The sequence below is a fragment of the Bacillus sp. BC08 genome, from assembly GCF_054326875.1.
Genome location: NZ_JBTGPA010000037.1, coordinates 416,774 through 434,984 on the forward strand (window position 1 = coordinate 416,774; position 18,211 = coordinate 434,984).

Below are 18,211 nucleotides of genomic sequence, written 5' to 3' on the forward strand. Positions count from 1 at the left end.
GAGTATAAGTGATTAGTTATGACCATTACACAACTGCAAGTATTAATAAAAACTGTTGAGTTAGGTAGTTTTACGAAGGCTGCTCGGGTGTTAAATATGACGCAGCCAGCTGTAAGTCATGCCATTTCAAGTATTGAGTCAGAGTTAGGAGTTACGATTCTTATACGTGATAAACGAAAAGGATTAATCGTTACGGATGTAGGAAACAGAATTCTTGTACATATTAGAGAGATTTTGAACGGTGTAGAGAAGATTGAACAAGAGGTTGCGATGGAGAAAGGACACGAAGTGGGGACGATTCGAATTGGGAGTTTTCCGAGTGCTTCTGCACATTTCTTACCGAAAATGATAAACCATTTTAAAGAAAAGTATCCGAATTTAGAAGTCGTTCTTTGTGAAGGAACAATTAAAGAAGTTGAAGATTGGTTAGTATCGAGGGTTGTTGATATAGGAATTGTTATTTTGCCTAATAAAGAGATGGAGATTGTCCCGTTAACGAAGGGAAAAATGGTTGCTATCTTAAGAGAGGATCATCCTCTTTGTAAGAAGGCCTCTATTACAATTAGTGATTTAGAGAATGAACCGATCATATTATGTAAGGGCGGATACGAACCACCCATTATTGATATGTTTAAACAAGCTAACGTACCACTTCGGGCTGAGTATGTAATATCGACCGTTACTACAGCTTTAAACATGATTCAAGAAGGGCTAGGTATTGCAATATTAGCTGAATTATCTTTAACGAATTTACCACAGAATGTACAAACGAGAGAATTGGAGCCGCAAGTATGGAGAGAAATTGCTTTAGCTGTTCCTTCATTGAAGGACTCTTCAATCGCTGTGCAGCTATTTATTGAGGAATTTCAAGTTCTATTTGCAGAATGAAAAGAGGTGTTCCATATATCTTAATGGGACACTTTTTAATTTGCTTATAAAAAATTTATGAAAAGGATTGACTTATCTTTTGGTTGTAACTATAATGATTACATCGAGGTGGTGATCACGATGAAAATTAGTAGCCGCTTTTCTATAGCTGTTCATATTTTATCTATTTTGAAAAACAATCCATCTTCACTTTGTACTTCAGACTATATGGCTGAAAGTGTAAATACGAATCCAGTAGTTATTCGTAAAATGATGTCGTACTTGAAACAAGCTGGCTTTGTATATGTAAATCGCGGTCCAGGTGGTGCGGGATTATTAAAGGATTTACATGAAATCACATTGTTAGATGTGTATCATGCAGTGAATGTAGTGGAAGAAGACAAGTTATTTCATATTCACGAGCAACCAAATCCAGATTGCCCAATTGGAGCAAATATTCAAGCGGTATTAGAAGTTATATTAATACAAGCACAATCTGCGATGGAAGAAGTATTGAGAAATATTACGATGGGGCAGTTGTTTGAAACTTTACAAGCAAAAATGAATGCTTAAATCATATTTATATTTTTTTGTTATTAATGTAACTGATTTGATTACAACTAAAAAGGTAAGGTGTAAAAGTTATGACTGTAAAAATGAAAGTATACTCAGATTTTATATGTCCATTTTGTTTTTTAGCAAAAGGTCCATTAGATGAGGTAGCGAAAGAGAATGATGTAGAGATTGAATGGATGCCTTTTGAATTACGTCCAAGTCCATATTCAAAAATAGATCCATGGAATGAGCCAGAAAAATTAGGTTCATGGGATGCTTTCATTCTTCCAACTGCGAAGAAATTAGGAATTGATATGCGTTTGCCACGTGTTTCTCCGCATCCATATACACATTTAGCTTTCGAAGGATGTCAATTTGCGAAAGAACGTGGACTTGGAAATGAATATCATCACCGCGTATTCACAGCATTTTTCCAAGAAGAGCAAAACATTGAAGATATTGATGTTTTAACAAAATTAGCGGTAGAAGTAGGCCTTCCTGAAGCCGAATTTAAAGATGCGTTAGTAACTCGTAAATATAAAGAAAAGCATCAAGAAGCGATTCAGCACGCATATGATGAAGCGAATATTATGGCTGTTCCCACTGTCATGATTGGAGAGGAAGTCATTCAAGGGCTTGCTAGTAAAGAAACGCTACAAAGAGTCATTGATAAAGAAATGGAAAAGCTTAAAACAAATTCATTTGAAGGTATGCAATGTAATACAGATGGATATTGCTAATTCACTTGTTATGAAATAACAAAATAAATTATAAAACAAATATTTGGAGGAATGAAAATGTCAGCAACTACAACAAACTTAAAAGAAGCAATCGTGAACCGTCGTTCCATTCGTAAAGTAACAAAAAACGATGCAATTACGAAAGAAAGAATTGAAGAAGTTTTAAAAACAGCTTTACACGCACCAACATCTTTCAATATGCAAAGTGGTCGTATGGTTGTATTAATGGATGGAGAACATGAAAAGTTTTGGGATATTGTTAAAGAAACACTAAGAGCCCGCGTACCAGCAGAAAACTTTGAAGCGACTGTAGAAAGATTAAAAGGTTTCCATACAGGTGTTGGGACTGTGTTATTCTTTGAAGATCAAGCAACAGTAGAAAAAATGCAAGAAAATGCACCATTATATAAAGATCAGTTCCCATTCTGGTCTCATCAAGGAAATGCAATGTTACAACATACTGTATGGATGTTATTATCAGCTGAAGGAATTGGTGCATCATTACAACATTACAATCCAATCGTAGATGCTGAAGTGAAAGAAACTTGGAATATTCCAGCAGAGTGGAGCTTAGTAGGACAAATGCCATTTGGTGAGCCAAATGAACAACCGGGAGAAAGAACTTTCTTACCTACTGAAAATGTAGTGAAATTTTATTAAAAAATTTAATATATAAAGAGTGAAATAAAAGGAGAGTACATATTAGCCATATATGTACTCTCCTTTCGTATGTAATGTTAAACTTTTACCGCAAGAACAAATTCCTTTATAAGAACCGAAGTGTTTCCTTACAATTAAAAATCTATTATGTTTATGTTTTTGAAATGACAGTAAACATCCCCGTCATGTTTGGTGAGTAATCTTTAAAATCAAATTTCTCATAGAACGATTCTTTACCTTCTGATGCAAACAAACCGACAAACGCCTTATCAGGGGCATTTTCATGTAAGTATGTAACTAAGCGATGCATGATCTCTTTCCCGATACCATGTTTCTGATAGTCCGGATGAACTACTATATCTTGAATATGGAAATAGATAGATCCATCGCCAACAATTCTCCCCATGCCGATCATTTGTTCATTATCTTTTACTGTGATGCAGTGAATAGAATTCTTCAGTGAAATATCTGCTACATTAAAATTCATATAATCAGTCCATCCAACAGAATCACACAAGTATTTGTACTCTTCTAATGTTGGAATGTTATGTTTAAACTCATATATTTTCAAAATGTACCCTCCAAGCTCTTAAATTCAACAAGTATATACATTCGACATTTTATTATCGTTTCCTCTTACGTAATTGCCCTTAGGTATTGATTTTCGGACAGTTTCCTTATTTGTATTAATTTATAAGGGTTTAGGGAAAAAATATTAGAAATAATGCAATAGAAAGGGAAGTGGAAAAATGAATGATGAGAAAAAATATACAGTGGTAGGTACTGATGTTGAGGAAGTAAAACGTTTAAATAAAAATTCGGGATTAACATATAATCAGGTGAAAGAATTATTAGCGAAGCAAATGCAAAAAAAGAAGTAATGAAAGTGAAATTCTTCATTTTTTCATTTAGCATTTTAAAAAGAGAGGGTTACAAGGATAACTCTCTTTTTCAATACGGTTGAGGAACTTTTAGAGCGGAGGAAACAGCATGAAAAAGTGGGTAAAGGTAACGTTGTCGATCGCTGGAGGTATTGTCCTATTGGCATGTGGCGGAGGATATTACGTGTATAAAAATTTTTTTCCAAAGGAACCGGAGCTTATCGTATATGATAAAGATAGAGTGTTAAAACCGATACATAATCAGTTGAAAGGAATTAATATAGAAAATGTAAAGATAAAAGAAAAAGAAGTCGTTAATGCGACTGTAGATGAGCTTCAAAAAATGATTGATGATGGGAAATTATCATATGAAGAATTAACGAGTATTTATCTTTTTAGAATACAAGAACATGACCAAAATGGAATATCATTAAATGCTGTTACAGAGATTAATCCAAATGCAATGGAAGAAGCGCGAAAGCTAGATAAAGAAAGATCTTTCAATAAGAAGTCGAACTTATACGGCATGCCAGTTATCGTAAAAGATAATATACAAACAGAAAAGGTGATGCCGACAAGCGCGGGTACGTATGTGTTAAAAGAGTGGATTGCAGATGAAGATGCGACGATCGTGAAGAAGTTGAAAGAAGAAGGTGCTTTCGTTTTAGGAAAAGCGAATATGTCTGAGTGGGCAAATTATTTATCTTTTACAATGCCTAGCGGATATAGCGGGAAAAAAGGACAAAATTTGAATCCGTACGGTCCGATTACGTTTGATACATCGGGATCAAGTTCAGGGTCTGCTACAGTAGTTGCGGCAGATTTTGCACCACTTGCAATTGGGACGGAAACGACTGGATCGATTGTAGCACCAGCGACGCAGCAATCAGTAGTTGGATTACGCCCATCACTAGGTATGGTGAGTAGATCAGGCATTATTCCATTAGCTGAAACACTTGATACAGCAGGACCGATGGCAAGAACGGTAAAGGATGCGGCAACGTTATTTAACATAATGGTAAGTTTTGATGAAAAAGATGCTATGACAGAAAAAATGAAAAATAAAGAAAGAATTGATTATACGAAAGATTTATCAATAGACGGATTGAAAGGGAAAAAAGTAGGAGTTCTTTTTTCAATAGACCGACAAGATGAAAATAGAAAAGAAGTAGCAGAAAAGATTAGAAAAGACCTTCGAGATGCAGGTGCAATCTTGACTGATGATATTCAGTTAAACGCTGAGGGTGTAGATAATTTGCAAACGTTAGAATATGAGTTCAAACATAATGTTAACGATTATCTTTCAAAGCAAAAAAATGTACCGGTAAAATCACTAGAAGAGATTATAACGTTTAATAAAAAGGATAGTAATAGGCGAATAAAATATGGACAAACATTAATTGAGGGATCTGAAAAATCTGCTATAACGAAAGATGAGTTTCAAAAAGTAGTGCAAACGAGTCAAGAAAATGCAAGAAAAGAGCTAGATAGGTATTTAGTAGAAAAAGGTTTGGATGCTTTAGTTATGATTAACAACGATGAAGTTCTTCTATCAGCTGTAGCTGGCTATCCAGAATTAGCTGTTCCAGCAGGATATGATAACAATGGAGAGCCAGTAGGTGCAGTGTTTGTCGGGAAGCAATTCGGTGAAAAGGATCTGTTCAATATGGGATATGCGTATGAGCAGCAGTCTAAAAATAGAAAATCACCAAAATTGTAAAAGGGTAAACGAAAAAAAGAGTACCACTAAATTATGTTGATGTGCTAATAGAAAAAGAATCTAACATTATTAAAAGAAAAAAAGGATTCTTCTCAATTAGTAAGAAAGATTGTCTATAGAAGTTCATAAAATGTAATATATTCAATTTCCATCCATTGAAGGGGGAGGTTAAATCTTAATGAATGAAGTGAAAAATTTCTTTCGAAGTAGAGGGTTCCAACGGTTTCTCGTTTTAATAATAGTAGCGCTTGTATTATATGGATTAAAAAGTATGATTAATTTAATATTAATTACGTTCATACTGACATTTTTAATGGATCGGTTTCAACGTTTTATTTCAAAGAAATTGAAAGTGAATCGGAAAATTGTTATCGCATGTTTGTATATCATATTAGTTACTTTTATCGGCACAACATTATATAAATACTTACCTGTGCTAACGATACAAATTTCCCAATTGATTTATCAGTTTAGGTTGTTTTTTCAAAATCCACCTGATAATGAGATCATTAAATATGCACTTTCAACAATTAATGGGATGGAAGTCTCAAAATATATAGAACAAGGTGTAGATGTCATATATCAATCGATTGCAAATATAGGAAAAGTCAGTTTGCAAATACTGCTCTCTCTTATTTTAAGTTTATTTTTCTTGTTAGAAAAAGAACGCATCATATCATTTACTTCGAAATTTAAAGATAGTAGTCTGAAGGTTTTTTATGAGGAGATTGCATATTTTGGTGAAAGGTTTGCAAGATCGTTCGGTAAAGTAATTGAAGCGCAGTTTTTAATTGCAATTGTCAATTGTATTCTTACTGTCATTGCATTAATTGTTTTAGGATTTCCGCAGCTTCTCGTATTAGCTGTCATGATTTTCTTACTAGGATTAATTCCTGTTGCCGGTGTATTCATTTCCTTGTTCCCGCTATGTATTATTGCTTATAACGTAGGCGGAGTTATGTATGTTGTATACATACTTGTGTTCATTACAATAATCCATGCTCTTGAAAGTTATTTTTTAAACCCGAAGTTCATGTCTGCGAAAACGAATTTACCAATCTTTTATACATTTATGATTCTCATCTTTTCAGAGCATTTCCTTGGAATATGGGGGCTTATTATTGGTATACCAATCTTCATCTTCTTATTAGATGTACTTAATGTAAATAATGAGGGGTCGATTAAAAAATAGAAAATAACTGATGTTTTCAATGAGTGAACAATGAAAAAGCAATCCAAAATAAATTGGATTGCTTTTTACTATACATATTAAAGAACTGGAGCCATTGTTTCTTTCAACACTTGAACAGAGTGATCGAATTTTAATTCTTCTTCTTCACTTAATTCCACTTCTAAAATTTCACGAACACCGCCGCGATTTAAAACAGCAGGGACGCCGATATAAACATCTTTTTGACCGTATTGACCTTCTAAGTAAGCTGATACTGTTAATACACTATTTTCGTCGTTTAAAATCGCCTTAGTAACACGTAGAAGTGACATGCCAATACCATAGTAAGTTGCACCTTTTCGCTCAATAATATGGTAAGCTGCATCACGAACATTTATGAAGATTTTGTCTAAATCTTCTTGCGTGTATGTGTTGTCTTTGTCAAGAAGCGTTTGTAGTTTTTGAATACCAATGGATACGTGACTCCAAACAGGAAGTTCCGTATCACCATGTTCTCCAATAATATAAGCATGAATGTTGTGTGGACCAATATCGAAATACTCACCTAACATATAGCGGAAACGAGCAGAATCAAGAGTTGTACCAGAACCGATTACACGTTCTTTTGGTAAACCAGATTCTTTCCAAGTTACGTAAGTTAAAATATCGACAGGGTTAGTGGCGATTAAGAAGATACCATCAAATCCGCTATCCATAATACTACGAACGATTTGTTTAAAGATTTTCGCGTTTTTCTCAACTAAATCTAAACGTGTTTCGCCTGGTTTTTGTGGTAATCCAGCAGTAATAACTACAAGGTCAGCGTCTTTACAATCTTCATAGCTGCCTTTCCATACTCTAGTTGGAGCTGGTGCAAAAGGAACAGCATGACTTAAATCCATTGCTTCTCCTTCAGCTTTTGCCTCGTTTACATCAACTAAAACAAACTCTTCAGCTACAGCTTGGTTAATCATGCAGTAAGCATAACTACATCCAACCGCTCCTGTTCCTACTAATACAACACGGTTAATACCTTTTTTCATTTCAAAATTCCTCGCAATTTCATTGATTTTATTATGTAAGATAATACGTCTTACTTCTATAGAGTCATATCTAGTTTATTACATTTTATAAAAGATATTCAAGTATTTGAAAATGTATCCGTGCAATTTCTTGCATGAAACATAGTAAGTAAGTTAACCGAATATAATGCAATAAAATCCTTTATTGAAGGAGAAAAGGGCATGATGCAGCCATTAACGATGGAAAAAATGCTTCATATTATTAATGTGGGGCTCGTTAAAACGAAGAAGCCAAAGCAGATTATTATTGCTGGTGCAGGGATTTCGGGCTTAGTTGCAGCATCGTTATTGAAAGAAGCGGGTCATAACATAACAATTTTAGAAGCGAATAACCGAATAGGCGGAAGAATATATACGATCCGGGAACCATTTAGCTTTGGTTTATATTTTAATGCAGGGCCGATGCGAATTCCTGAAACACATGAATTAACTATAGCTTACATTCGTAAATTTAAATTACCGTTAAATCTGTTTATAAATAAAACCGCTTCAGATATTATTTATACGAATAATATTAAAACGAGATTGAGCATATTCGAAAAAAATCCAAGTATACTTGGATATCCAATTTTAGAGAACGAAAAAGGAAAAACGGCAGAAGAGTTAATGTTAGCAGTATTAGAACCAATACTTAATTTTATAAAAAAAGATCCTAATAAAAACTGGATCATCGTTGAAAAAAAGTATAAAACATACTCGCTCGGATCATTTTTAAGCGAGTATTATTCAGATGGAGCAATAGATATGATTGGGATACTTCTTGATATGGAAGCATATATGGGAATGTCTTTAATTGAAGTATTACGTGAAATGATCTTTTTTACCTCAACGACAAAATATTACGAGATAACGGGCGGGATGGATGCATTACCAAATTCATTTTTACCGGAATTAAAAGATAATATTTTTATGTCGTATAAAGTAGAAAAAATTATACAGGAAGATAATAAAGTAATGATGCAAGTGATACATGAACAAACGTTACATTCATTTATGGTAACAGGCGACATCGCGATTGTCACAATTCCATTTTCAGCGTTACGCTTTGTAGAAGTTCAGCCATATCATTTACTCTCTTATTTTAAAAGACGAGCAATTCGTGAGTTGAATTATATTGCTGCAACTAAAATTGCGATAGAGTTTAAAAGTCGATTTTGGGAGAAGGCGGGACAGTGTGGAGGTAAATCTATTACAGATTTACCTATCCGATTTACATATTATCCGAGTTATGGCATTCACACACCAGGGGCAGCTATCGTTTTAGCTAGTTATACGTGGGCAGATGAGGCGTTAACGTGGGATAGTCTCTCGCATAGAGATCGTATTCGTTGCGCATTAAAAAATTTAGCGAAAATATACGGTAACATCGTTTATAGTGAGTTTGTTACTGGAACATCTTTTAGCTGGAGTCAAAATCCGTATTCTTGCGGCGCATTTACAGCTTTCGAACCGGGTCAAGAGCTCGAGTTATTTCCGTATATTACACCACCATCTGGAAAAGTACACTTTGCAGGAGAGCATACGACATTAACACATGGATGGATGCAAGGAGCAATAGAATCTGGAATTCGAGTTGCTTATGAAGTAAACGAACAGTGAAGATATATTTACAAATCACTATTCTTTTAATAAAATGATTAATATAAATCGTAATTATTACGCTTTGAATACGTTTGAAATAAAGAAATGGATGGTCGATCAAATGAAAAAAGTAGAAATTCATATATTAGGTGGCTTTTTAGGTAGTGGAAAATCAACATTATTACAAAATTTATTGTTAGCGGAGAAAAAGAAGAATAGAAAAGTTGCAGTATTAATGAATGAAATTGGTGAATACTCGGTAGATACCGATATTATTGGAAAAGAGAATGTTTTAAGAGAGCTTCTGAAAGGATGTATTTGTTGTACGCTAAAAGAAGAGCTTGAAATACAGTTGCATTCGTTATATCAGCAAGAAAAACCAGATGTCATTTATATAGAAACGACAGGTGTTGCGCATCCAATTGAAGTGTTAGATGCATGTGTATCACCAATTTTAGCGCCTTTCCTGGAAGTGAAATCAATTGTAGTCGTTTTAGATGCAGTAAGATGGTTAAATCGAAGTGTATTAAGTGCAAACGTTCAGCAATTATTGCATGAGCAACTAAAGTTTGGTAGCCACATTTTAATTAATAAATCAGATTTACTAACAGAAGCGGATAAGAACAAAGTAATTGAAGAAGTGAAAGCGATAAATAATCATGCGAAATTGTTTGAAACAAAATATTGTAATATATCTTTAGAAGATATAGAAGAAGCTGAATTTATGAATGATGGGGAACATGAGACACTACATGTCAAACAGCATTTACATATACAAACGATGACGTATCAATTTACGAAATCGATCGATCAAGACAAATTATATGAATGGCTTTCGAATTTACCAGATAGTATTTATCGCGTAAAAGGATTTGTGAAATTTCATGGAGATAAATACCCGCACCTATTCCAATATTCGTTCGGGGTACCGATTTTACTGGAACAAGACTTCGGTTTCCCGACGAACTTGGTAGTAATAGGAGAAGGGCTAGATAAGGAACAATTGGCTGAAGGGTTAGAGAAGGTAGAAAATAATTAAGTGTTTTTTAGATAGGCTGCAATAATTGACTTAAGAACTTAAGTTAATTATTGCAGCCTTTTTCGTGATTAATACTGTAACGAAACAGTATTTTCAACTGGGAAGCAGAATATATATTGATTGTATGTCCGTTTCCATTAAATAGGAAGGTGATTATAGATTTGTGCCGAATGTAGAGGATACTACAAGAGTTTTCCATTACCTATCTTATAGTTAGTCATGATTACGGACAGGGGACTTTGGCGTGTTTGATTCTATCAGAAAGAAAAGTATGGGGAGGATCACAATGTCGATGAAAAAACGTAAATGGCTAAGAACGGTGGCTACTGGTTGTATTTTAGGTTCGTTATTAATAACGGCAGCTTGTTCAGGAAAGAAAACAAGTACAGAGGATGAAAAGACGATTAAGGTAGGGGTTCTTGCTTCATTAACAGGTCCATTAGAATCGTATGGAAAACAAACAATGAACGGATTTGAATTAGGGTTAGACTATGCAACGGGTGGAACTGGGAAAGTGGAAGGGAAGAAGATTAAGTTTGTTGTAGAAGATACGGAAACAAAAGCAGAGGTGGCGGTTAAAAAAGCTACGAAGTTATTAGAAGAAGAGAAAGTCGATTTTTTAGTCGGATCATCTAGTTCAAGTGATACATTAGCGGTATTACCACTAGCTGAAGAATATGAAAAAATAATGGTTGTTGAACCGGCAGTTGCTGATAGTATTACCGGAAAGAACTGGAATAAATATATTTTTAGAACAGGAAGAAGTTCTTCGCAAGATGCGATTGCAGGAGCAGCGGCAATTGCAAAAAAAGATGTAAAGATTGCGACGTTTGCCCCGGATAATGCATTTGGCCGTGAAGGGATTGCAGCGTTTAAAGCTGGAGCGAAGAAATTAGGTGCGAATATTGTAAACGAGCAATATGCTGATATAAATTCGACTGACTTCACTGCAAATATTCAAAATATCATTAGCTCAAAACCGGATTATTTATTTATCGTTTGGGCTGGGGCAAATTCACCTTGGAAACAGTTAAAAGATATGAATGTGGAAGCGCAAGGTATTAAAATTTCTACCGGTGCACCAGATATACCGGCATTAAAAACGATGGATGCGTTAGTAGGAATGCAAGGTTTTTCTGTTTATTATCATACACTCCCGAAAAATAAGGTGAATGATTGGTTAGTGGAAGAACATAAAAAACGATTTAATGGTGCGGTGCCAGATTTATTTACAGCAGGAGGAATGTCAGCGGCAATTTCAATTGTAGAAGCTTTAAAGAAAACAAAAGGTGATACAGATGTAGATACATTGATTAAGAAAATGGAAGGAATGGAATTTGATACACCGAAAGGAAAGATGAAGTTTAGAGAAAAGGATCACCAAGCGATGCAGACACTGTATTCCATTACATTGAAAAAGCAAGATGGTGTTGATTATCCGGTGCCAGTATTAGAGCGAGAATTAACGATGAAAGAGACAGAACCACCAGTTCAAAATAAATAGACTGAATTTTCTGTTGTTTTTGTATAAAGAGGGAATACCCTCTTTATACGTATTTCTTTCGCACTGAAAGCTTTAAAGGGAGGGATTTCGTGACACACTTGCTTGAAACGAAAAATCTTAGCGTATCTTTTGGTGAACATCATGTTATTAAGGATGTGAATGTAACAGTACAAAAAGGAAAGCTCATTTCCATTATTGGACCAAACGGTGCAGGAAAGACAACATTATTTAATTTACTTAGTGGACAAATTTCTCCAACGAAGGGTGAAGTATATTTTAAAGGACAAGAGATTACAAAATTATCAATTTCGGATCGAACTCGATTAGGAATTGGTCGTTCTTTTCAACTTACAAATATATTCCCGGAGTTAACGGTACTTGAAAATGTTCGTTTAAGTGTTCAATCATTTGTTCAAGATTACTATAGTTTTTTTCCGAGTTCGGCAAAATTTAAACAACAAGTGGGAGAAGCGAGACGGTTCTTAAAAACGGTATTACTTCAGGAGAAAGAACATGTATTAGCGAAAGATTTAGCGCATGGAGAAAAACGAAAGTTAGAGCTTGCGATGTTATTAGCTTTAAAAACGGATGTGTTACTACTTGATGAGCCGACGGCAGGTATATCAGTCGAGGAGGTACCGGCAATTTTACAAGTGATTGAAAATATTAAGAAACATCCAGAGAGTACAATTGTACTGATTGAACACAAAATGGATATGGTACTAGGTTTGTCAGACCATCTTATCGTTTTATTCCATGGAGAGTTATTAGCTGAAGGTTTGCCCGAAGAAATTATGAAAGATGAGCGTGTACAAAGTGCTTATTTAGGGGGATTATATAGTGGCACTATTACAAGTGAATAATATAGAGACGTATTTAGATCAGTTTCATATTTTACAAGGAGTATCTCTTGCTGTTGAGAAAGGAACGATTACTGTACTGTTTGGAAGAAATGGGGCAGGGAAGACTACGACATTACGTTCGGTTATGGGGTTTCACCATATCGCACATGGTGAAATTTATTATGATAGTACACAAGTAAATGGATTATCTACACATTTAATTTCAAGGAAAGGAATAGGGTATGTACCAGAAAATCAAGGTATTTTTTACGACCTGACAATAGAAGAAACATTCGCTCTTGCTAGAGGGAAGGGAGAAGAAGCGGAAGATAAAATTGAATGGATGCTTGAATTATTTCCGGATCTAAAGCAGTTTTGGCACAAAAAAAGCGGACTCTTAAGTGGAGGACAAAAGCAAATGCTAGCAATTTCAAGAGCGTTTATAAATAGTGATGGTTTATTACTTATTGATGAGCCGAGTAAAGGCTTGTCCCCCATTATGATAGAAAAATTAATGATAGCCATTTTGAAAATGAAGGAGAAAACAACAGTTTTACTCGTTGAACAAAATTTTATGATGGCTAGTCAAATTGGTGATTACTTTTATATTATGGATAACGGAAAAATTGTTCATAACGGTTTTATGCATGAATTAAAAGAGGATAAGGAAATGTGTCATAAATATTTAGGAATCTCTTAACATGAATCCGGGGTGAAAAAGATGGATGTGTTAATCAATTTATTTGTAAATGGGATTTCAACAGGGATGCTCATTTTTTTATTAGCATCAGGTCTTTCACTTATTTTCGGTTTAATGAGCGTTCTAAACTTCGCACATGGTGGTTTATTTGCGTGGGGAGCGTTTACAGGTGTTTGGCTATTTAATATGACAGGTAGTTATGTATTAGCGTTAATTGGAGCAATTGCTATGGGGATGTTTCTTGGATTCATTTTAGAAAGATTCCTTATTAGACCGGTATATGGAAATCATGTTCGCCAGCTTCTTGTGACGCTTGGGGGAATGCTTGTACTTAGTGAATGTATTAAAGTATTTTGGGGACCAAATCCAATTGGTGCCAAATTACCGTTATGGTTACAAGGTAGTTATACATTTGAAGGTATTATATTAATTAAATATCGTCTATTCGTTATTTTAATTGGGATCATCATTTACATTGCCTTACTATTATTGCTGAAGAAAACAAAGATAGGTCTAATGATTCGCGCAGGTGTAATGGATAAAGAGATGGTTCAAGCACTCGGTATTAACGTAAAAGCGATATTTTCTTTCGTTTTTTTATTAGGAGCAGGGATGGCAGCGTTGGGAGGCTTCTTATTAGCACCGTATTCAGGCGTTATTTTTGCCGAGATGGGTATGCAGTATGCGATTTTAGCTTTCATAGTAGTAATCATTGGAGGGTTAGGAAGCGTACAAGGTTCAGCAATCGCTTCTTTAATTGTCGGATTAGCTGGTGCTTTTACAGCGTATTTTATACCGGATTTATCACTTGCAATCAATATGTTAATGTTACTATTTTTCTTAATAGTGAAGCCAAACGGACTTGTTAGTGAGAAGGGGTGAAATGGTGACCGGTACATCAACTCGAATTAAAGTATACTTCGGAGTATGTATGCTCATTTGTTTAAGTGTATTTCCATTCGTAAATGATTCACGGAGTTTGTTAATCTTGTTCACTCAAATCTTCATCTTTGCTATTTTTGCAATGAGTTTTGATGTATTGCTTGGGTATACCGGAATTGTATCATTCGGCCATTGTATGTTCTTCGGAATAGGAGCATATGGAGTAGCGCTTTTATTTGATCGGCAAGGAGTATCCATAACGAACTTTTTAATAGGGATAGTAGCTGCAATTATTATTTCAGCAATTGTTAGTTATATAATCGGTTTGCTTTCTTTACGGTTGAAAAGTCATTTTTACGCAATGTTAACACTTGCTATTTCACAGTTATTTTTCGTACTGGCTGAAAAATGGCGTGGGCTCACTCACGGAGGGGATGGTTTTACATTTGGTGTACCAGATATATTCCGTGATCGTTTTACCTTTTATTATGTAACACTTATATGTTTAATTGTTATTTTTATTCTGTTACGTCTTTTCACAAAATCTTCAATTGGAAAAGTATTAAAAGCAATTTCACAAAATGAGCAACGTGTTGAGGCACTAGGATATAAAGTTCTTCATTATAAAATTATTGCTAGCATTGTGGCAGGAGTAGTAGCTGCGATTAGTGGTGGTTTATTTGTTATCACATTGCGTTTTGTTAATACGACTGTATTTTCAATTGAAATGACATTAAATGCATTATTGATGACAATGATTGGAGGCGTTGGAACGTTAATTGGAGCAATTGCTGGAGCTGGAATTATTGAATCACTGAAATATTATTTATCAGAACTAGCTACAGCGTATCCGATTTTTGAACGATGGACGATTATTCTTGGTTTATTGTACATTATCGTATTGCTAGTTTTTCCGAAAGGATTAGTTGGGACGATTAAGAGCCTGAAGAATATGAAACGGAGTAAGAAGGAGAAAAGTGCAGAAGTGGAGCAAAACGTGTGAAAAATCAATTGTATAGAATATAAAAATCCCTCTTTTAGATTCGTAAAGGAGGGATTTTTATTGGTGTATGTAATTAGTTAGTTTAAAGCTATTATCCTAATCAAATAATTCATTAGGTATTTGTTTTAAAGAGTTTTGATTTGTAAAAAAATGAACAGCTAATTTCTCAATTGGAACATCTTCAATTTGTACTAATTTATCATTTTTAATCGGTAAAAAGGCTATTCCTTTTCCATCCTGAATAAACTCTTCCATAAGCGAATAAGAATCTAATTGTTGAAGTTGACGTTGAGATAAATTATTTTCTTTTAGAAATTGTATCGTCTTATTTCTAAAAGGGCACTTTTTATCATTACTAACGAAGAAGAGTTCCTTTGAATAGTCAATGATAGGCGTTTTTTTCGCTTTTAATAAGCCTACAGAAATGGAAGTAGTAAATACCTTTTTAAAAGCTGCTTCGGGGTCATCCTCGTAAGTGATGACCATATCAACTTTTTGTTGTTGCAGTAATTTATGCAAATGACTACTATTTTCTACATATATTTGATAATTCCTGAAATTCTCTTTAATACGCTTACTTACATAATTGGTCAAAATAGATTGTGACGTTGCGATTATATAAGAAGAACCACTCGTTTTAATTTTTTCTTTTGCTGCTTCTACTAGAGTTAATATTTGATTCGTGTAGTCTAATAAAATGTCACCAGAAGGTAATAAGGAAACGCCTTTGTTATCTCTATGTAGTAAAGGAGTTTCTAATTCTTGTTCTAATTTTTTTATTCGCTCAGTTACGTTTGGCTGAACATATCCTAACTCTTTAGCAGCCTTACTAATAGAGCCTTCACTAGCTACAGTTTTGAATATAATAAGATCATTTATTTCCATGTATCACAGCTCCTTATACGGTATCATTATAAATGATATCAAACATAATTTATACCTATTTTACGCTAGTCAATCATCGGTTTATCATTGTGTATATAAGATAGAAAGTGAGTGATAAACATGATTGGAATGCAATATAAAGTCATTTTGCCGAAGGATTATAATATGGAGATCATTAAAAAAAGGGTAAAGGATAATGGGCATAAAACGGATGGTTTTCAAGAATTGAATTTCAAAGCATATTTAATTACAGAGGCAGGGAAGGACGGGAATTTTTATAACTGTTATGCACCTTTATATATTTGGAATGGCCATGAAGGAATGAACAAATTTATATTTGAAGGGTATTACGATAATATTTTACAATCTTTTGGATGGCAACAAATAAATATAGGTGTTCCATTAGTTGTTAATCTAAGTGATGATTTTAAAAAAAGTAAATATGCTGTTGAGTATACAGGGAATATTTCAAAAAGTAATTCACTGAAGAGTATGCAATTAAATACTATAAATGAAAATGTGCAAAACATAGAAAAGTGTATAGGAAATGTAATCATTTATAATCCAGATAAATGGGGATATAGTCAATTCAGATTTTATAATGAAAAGCCTGATATGGTAACGAATAAAGATGTTACAGTATATAAGATTTTGCACATTTCACGATGAAAATTTGTTGAATGTTAAATTAAGAAAAGGAATGAAAATGTATGCCTTTTGTGAACGTTTATTATCATGAAAATAAATTAAATAAAGAAGAGATCAAAAAGATAGGTGAATGTATTCATCTTTCATTAATTGAACATTTTAACATCCCTGAAAATGATTATTTTCAACTGTTTTTATCTTACTCGCAAAATCACTTTTTATATAATCCATATTATTTGTTGGAAGGAGGAGAAAAAAGAACAAAGAATATGATTTATGTTTCTATTACATGTGGACCGGGAAGAACAATAAAACAGAAAAGTGATCTGTATCAGTCGATATCCTTGAAGATTTCTGAATGTTCTAGTATAAAAAGTGCAGACATTTTTATTACACTAAATGAGACAGCTGCTGAAAATTGGTCGTTTGGTCAAGGATTGGCGCAATTGGTAAAATGAAGGGGAGTGAAATGATGAATGAGTCCATTGAATATTGTATTCAAAAGAAAATGAGAGAAATCGCATCTGCATTTGCTCATTATAGTGAAGAGATATTGTTCGAGGAAGTGTGGCGGGATGCCACTTTAACATTAAGAGAAAGAAGTTTATGTACAGTGGCGGCACTAATTAGTATTAATCAGACAGAACGATTACCATTTCATTTGCAGCTGGCAAAGCAAAATGGAATTATGGAGAATGAAATGATTGTATTAATAACACATATGGCTTTTTATGTTGGCTGGCCAAAAGCGGTAGCAGCTTTAAATATAGCAATGAATGAAATGGAAAGTTAAGAATAGCGATAAGAAAGAATTCATGTTGAAATGAATTCTTTCTTATCGTTATTTGTGCAATACTCTAATGAGATATTTTTCACGTTTTCTCTTGCTTTTTTATCACTTGCGTAGTAAAGTGATAGTAAGATTCACGATAGGAAGTGATCAAATATGCGTGATAATACGATAGGGTCATTAATATGGTTACGTTTAATACGATTTACGAACCAAAGTAATCAGATGTCAAACGAGTTTTTAAAACGTTTTGATTTAACGACAGCTCAATTTGATGTGCTTTTACAAATACGTACGTATCAGCCGCTAACACAAATGGAATTAGCTGAAAAGGTAACTGTTACACAAGGCGGTATTTCTCGAATGTTAACTCGTCTTGAAAAAGAAGGATATATTGTGCGAAAACAAGACTGGAAAACGAAAACAATTAGTCTTACAGAGCAAGGGGAAGCAGCTTTGGAGAGAGCGTTGCCAGAGCAACTTGCATTTCAATCTTCGTTTTTTGATGATGTATTAAATGAAGAAGAGCAGAAAATATTATACGAGCTAATGACGAAAGTTCATAAGCATAGTGAAAAAAAAGAATTACCACAAGAGTAATTTTTTTTACACCATCAATTGACTAATCAAGTGATGGTTGAATGTAGAAAATTAATACGAC

General features: G+C 34.1%; 21 protein-coding genes. 18 read left to right on the forward strand and 3 right to left on the reverse strand.

Annotated features, from left to right (window positions below; all coding sequences use genetic code 11):
- Window positions 1-18: 18 nt before the first annotated feature.
- From ACXVYO_RS25725 to ACXVYO_RS25740, 4 genes are all read left to right on the forward strand, one after another.
- The gene (locus ACXVYO_RS25725) at window positions 19-888 is read left to right on the forward strand and encodes a LysR family transcriptional regulator (protein ID WP_458468990.1); all 870 of its coding nucleotides are present in this window, start codon (window positions 19-21) and stop codon (window positions 886-888) included.
- 120 nt (window positions 889-1,008) lie between these two features.
- A complete protein-coding gene (locus ACXVYO_RS25730; protein ID WP_458468992.1) occupies window positions 1,009-1,440 on the forward strand; it encodes an Rrf2 family transcriptional regulator in 432 nt (143 codons plus the stop codon).
- 71 nt (window positions 1,441-1,511) lie between these two features.
- Window positions 1,512-2,162 (forward strand): DsbA family oxidoreductase, encoded by a 651-nt coding sequence (locus ACXVYO_RS25735; RefSeq protein ID WP_458468994.1) that lies wholly within the window; start codon window positions 1,512-1,514, stop codon window positions 2,160-2,162.
- A gap of 57 nt (window positions 2,163-2,219) precedes the next feature.
- Entirely contained in the window at window positions 2,220-2,822 is a 603-nt protein-coding gene (locus ACXVYO_RS25740) for a nitroreductase family protein (RefSeq protein ID WP_458468996.1), read from the forward strand.
- 151 nt (window positions 2,823-2,973) lie between these two features.
- Here the strand turns inward: ACXVYO_RS25740 and ACXVYO_RS25745 are convergent, their stop codons facing one another.
- A complete protein-coding gene (locus ACXVYO_RS25745) occupies window positions 2,974-3,393 on the reverse strand; it encodes a GNAT family N-acetyltransferase (RefSeq protein WP_458468997.1) in 420 nt (139 codons plus the stop codon).
- A gap of 178 nt (window positions 3,394-3,571) precedes the next feature.
- Between ACXVYO_RS25745 and ACXVYO_RS25750 the strand changes: the two genes are divergently transcribed.
- The 3 genes from ACXVYO_RS25750 to ACXVYO_RS25760 all read left to right on the forward strand — a co-directional run bounded on the left by ACXVYO_RS25750 (window position 3,572) and on the right by ACXVYO_RS25760 (window position 6,615).
- Window positions 3,572-3,703: a hypothetical protein gene (locus ACXVYO_RS25750; RefSeq protein ID WP_000997341.1), complete on the forward strand. Its 132-nt coding sequence runs from the start codon at window positions 3,572-3,574 to the stop codon at window positions 3,701-3,703.
- Between the two features lie 109 nt (window positions 3,704-3,812).
- Window positions 3,813-5,423, forward strand: a complete 1,611-nt coding sequence (locus ACXVYO_RS25755; RefSeq protein WP_458468999.1) for an amidase family protein — start codon at window positions 3,813-3,815, stop codon at window positions 5,421-5,423.
- Between the two features lie 178 nt (window positions 5,424-5,601).
- Window positions 5,602-6,615 (forward strand): AI-2E family transporter, encoded by a 1,014-nt coding sequence (locus tag ACXVYO_RS25760; protein ID WP_458469000.1) that lies wholly within the window; start codon window positions 5,602-5,604, stop codon window positions 6,613-6,615.
- Between the two features lie 77 nt (window positions 6,616-6,692).
- On the opposite strand, the gene ACXVYO_RS25765 is transcribed toward ACXVYO_RS25760, so the two are convergent.
- Window positions 6,693-7,637, reverse strand: coding sequence for an L-lactate dehydrogenase (locus tag ACXVYO_RS25765; RefSeq protein WP_064476369.1), 945 nt, complete (start codon window positions 7,635-7,637; stop codon window positions 6,693-6,695).
- Window positions 7,638-7,838: 201 nt separating this feature from the next.
- Here ACXVYO_RS25765 and ACXVYO_RS25770 point away from each other — a divergent pair, with 201 nt between their 5' ends.
- The 7 genes from ACXVYO_RS25770 (at window position 7,839) to ACXVYO_RS25800 (ending at window position 15,227) form a co-directional block, all read left to right on the forward strand.
- A complete protein-coding gene (locus ACXVYO_RS25770) occupies window positions 7,839-9,275 on the forward strand; it encodes a flavin monoamine oxidase family protein (protein ID WP_458469002.1) in 1,437 nt (478 codons plus the stop codon).
- A 103-nt stretch (window positions 9,276-9,378) separates the two neighbouring features.
- Window positions 9,379-10,296: a CobW family GTP-binding protein gene (locus ACXVYO_RS25775; protein WP_458469004.1), complete on the forward strand. Its 918-nt coding sequence runs from the start codon at window positions 9,379-9,381 to the stop codon at window positions 10,294-10,296.
- A 286-nt stretch (window positions 10,297-10,582) separates the two neighbouring features.
- On the forward strand, window positions 10,583-11,800 hold the full coding sequence (locus ACXVYO_RS25780) for a substrate-binding domain-containing protein (RefSeq protein WP_458469005.1): 1,218 nt from the start codon (window positions 10,583-10,585) through the stop codon (window positions 11,798-11,800).
- 89 nt (window positions 11,801-11,889) lie between these two features.
- Entirely contained in the window at window positions 11,890-12,663 is a 774-nt protein-coding gene (locus ACXVYO_RS25785; RefSeq protein ID WP_210627216.1) for an ABC transporter ATP-binding protein, read from the forward strand.
- Entirely contained in the window at window positions 12,641-13,342 is a 702-nt protein-coding gene (locus ACXVYO_RS25790) for a branched-chain amino acid ABC transporter ATP-binding protein (RefSeq protein ID WP_458469006.1), read from the forward strand. The genes ACXVYO_RS25785 and ACXVYO_RS25790 overlap by 23 nt, the downstream gene beginning before the upstream one ends.
- 21 nt (window positions 13,343-13,363) lie before the next feature.
- Window positions 13,364-14,224 (forward strand): branched-chain amino acid ABC transporter permease, encoded by an 861-nt coding sequence (locus ACXVYO_RS25795; RefSeq protein ID WP_431142451.1) that lies wholly within the window; start codon window positions 13,364-13,366, stop codon window positions 14,222-14,224.
- Window positions 14,225-14,273: 49 nt separating this feature from the next.
- Window positions 14,274-15,227 carry a branched-chain amino acid ABC transporter permease gene (locus ACXVYO_RS25800; RefSeq protein WP_458469150.1) on the forward strand — a complete coding sequence of 318 codons (954 nt, stop codon included), beginning with the start codon at window positions 14,274-14,276 and terminating at the stop codon, window positions 15,225-15,227.
- 96 nt (window positions 15,228-15,323) lie between these two features.
- Here ACXVYO_RS25800 and ACXVYO_RS25805 read toward each other — a convergent pair whose 3' ends face one another.
- The gene (locus tag ACXVYO_RS25805; protein WP_458469008.1) at window positions 15,324-16,112 is read right to left on the reverse strand and encodes a LysR family transcriptional regulator; all 789 of its coding nucleotides are present in this window, start codon (window positions 16,110-16,112) and stop codon (window positions 15,324-15,326) included.
- A gap of 120 nt (window positions 16,113-16,232) precedes the next feature.
- Between ACXVYO_RS25805 and ACXVYO_RS25810 the strand changes: the two genes are divergently transcribed.
- The 4 genes from ACXVYO_RS25810 to ACXVYO_RS25825 all read left to right on the forward strand — a co-directional run bounded on the left by ACXVYO_RS25810 (window position 16,233) and on the right by ACXVYO_RS25825 (window position 18,150).
- Window positions 16,233-16,781, forward strand: a complete 549-nt coding sequence (locus ACXVYO_RS25810) for a DUF4865 family protein (RefSeq protein WP_458469009.1) — start codon at window positions 16,233-16,235, stop codon at window positions 16,779-16,781.
- 41 nt (window positions 16,782-16,822) lie between these two features.
- Window positions 16,823-17,218 carry a tautomerase family protein gene (locus ACXVYO_RS25815; protein WP_458469011.1) on the forward strand — a complete coding sequence of 132 codons (396 nt, stop codon included), beginning with the start codon at window positions 16,823-16,825 and terminating at the stop codon, window positions 17,216-17,218.
- Window positions 17,219-17,229: 11 nt separating this feature from the next.
- Window positions 17,230-17,553, forward strand: a complete 324-nt coding sequence (locus tag ACXVYO_RS25820) for a carboxymuconolactone decarboxylase family protein (RefSeq protein ID WP_458469013.1) — start codon at window positions 17,230-17,232, stop codon at window positions 17,551-17,553.
- Between the two features lie 153 nt (window positions 17,554-17,706).
- Entirely contained in the window at window positions 17,707-18,150 is a 444-nt protein-coding gene (locus ACXVYO_RS25825; protein WP_001205523.1) for a MarR family winged helix-turn-helix transcriptional regulator, read from the forward strand.
- The last annotated feature ends 61 nt before the right edge of the window (window positions 18,151-18,211 follow it).